This is a genomic window from thiotrophic endosymbiont of Bathymodiolus puteoserpentis (Logatchev) (genome assembly GCF_900127505.1).
Taxonomy (GTDB): Bacteria; Pseudomonadota; Gammaproteobacteria; order PS1; family Pseudothioglobaceae; genus Thiodubiliella.
Window position 1 is genome coordinate 13,408 of the sequence record NZ_UEXF01000078.1, and the last position, 1,449, is coordinate 14,856.

The following is a 1,449-nucleotide window of genomic DNA, read 5'->3' on the forward strand; positions in this document are numbered from 1 at the left end:
CACACTGACCCTAATTATTTCAAAAATAGAAATTAAAAAAAACACAAAGCCCAGTTGGTATAATGGTTTCAACCAAAAAACCGCTTTACCCGTTGGGTGAAAACACAAAAGACAATCACACCCCCTCGTATTCATAATCCACTTTATAACTATAATCAACATCATTAATTTTACCGGTGGTGCTTGGCTGGTTAAAATAAAGGGTAGCGTTCCCTTTTATTCGATTGTTGTCTGAAATTGTTGGGTTTTATAATATTTAATCCTGGGATAAATAAAATACCAATTAAAAAAAGGGTAGCGTCCCCAATATCTTTTATCCTTACATTTCTCTAAATATTTCTTCAGCATCTTTATTTTCATTAAATACTGCTGTATAACGATTAATAATTGTTTTAATTAACAATATTAAACTTTTAAGGTATTTTCCTTGTTGGCGATATATGCCTGCTGTTCTAATTGGGGCTGTTAAATTACCATGTTTAAATGCCTTTTGATAATAATCTAAAGCCTTATTTAAATCTTTTGTTACATAAAAACCATTTCTATAGAGATTTCCAAGAGCAGTTAATGCAACATGATCATTTATAGTAGATAAAATCTGATATATTTTATAAGCATTTTTATACTCCTTATCTAGCATATACAAAATTGCTAAATTTATTCCAATATCTATCACATAAAAATTATCAAATACTTTTTTATGCCAATAAATGGCTTTTTTTCTATTATATTTAAATCCACTATAATTGTCTTCGCTTACATAGACACTAGCAATAAATGCTGAGGGGTACCATATATTTCTTTTATCAATTTCTGGAATTAGATCAATAAGTTTTTGACATTTTTTTGTTTCCATACATTCATAAAACGCTTCATAGACCATCTTATATCCATCTTCATTATAAGTTAAATCATGAAATTCACTGATAGATATTAATGGTTTATTTTCCATGAGTGATGTGATTTCGAAACATATTTTGATTTTCAATTAACTTTCTTGTGGCTCTCTTTTGTAATCGTTTGGTGATGACGATATCTTCAAAAATACTAGATGCGGCTTGACCAATTTTTGAAGTTGGAGGGAACCCACAAAGCATCGCTACAACACACAAATTTTTTGTAATTTTTGGATGTTTAGCCATAAACCTGAGAAGTTTTACACTTACATATGCTGATGCACCCGGTACAGGAATCAAAATTAGTGTAGTATCGAACAAAAGTTCTTGTTCTTCTGCCGACATAGGTCTAACATCACCATAATCATTTCCATGACAGCGACCCATACACTCATATTGTTGTTTCTGACCATGCATCCACTCATTAAACAAATACCTAAACGCCCCCGTCTGTGCCCCGTTTGCGAATTTACCGCCGCCAATCATCGAGATGGTGCCACCAATAACTGCCTCTATAGCAGTATTGCCAATCATTTCATTAGCCTTACTTGAT

The 1,449-nt window shown here is 32.0% G+C and carries 2 protein-coding genes; both read right to left on the reverse strand.

Going from position 1 to position 1,449, the window contains the following annotated elements; all coding sequences use genetic code 11:
• Window positions 1-319 precede the first annotated feature (319 nt).
• Window positions 320-952, reverse strand: a complete 633-nt coding sequence (locus BHECKSOX2_RS09985; protein WP_139683451.1) for an SEL1-like repeat protein — start codon at window positions 950-952, stop codon at window positions 320-322.
• Window positions 942-1,449 (reverse strand): hypothetical protein (locus BHECKSOX2_RS09990; RefSeq protein WP_218973238.1); only part of this gene is annotated, 508 nt, incomplete at its 5' end. The genes BHECKSOX2_RS09990 and BHECKSOX2_RS09985, both read right to left, overlap by 11 nt.

What these genes read in the sequence shown, in the direction of transcription:
- BHECKSOX2_RS09985 (WP_139683451.1), bottom strand. Translation starts at nt 952, where the DNA reads ATGGAAAATAAACCATTAATATCTATCAGTGAATTTCATGATTTAACT.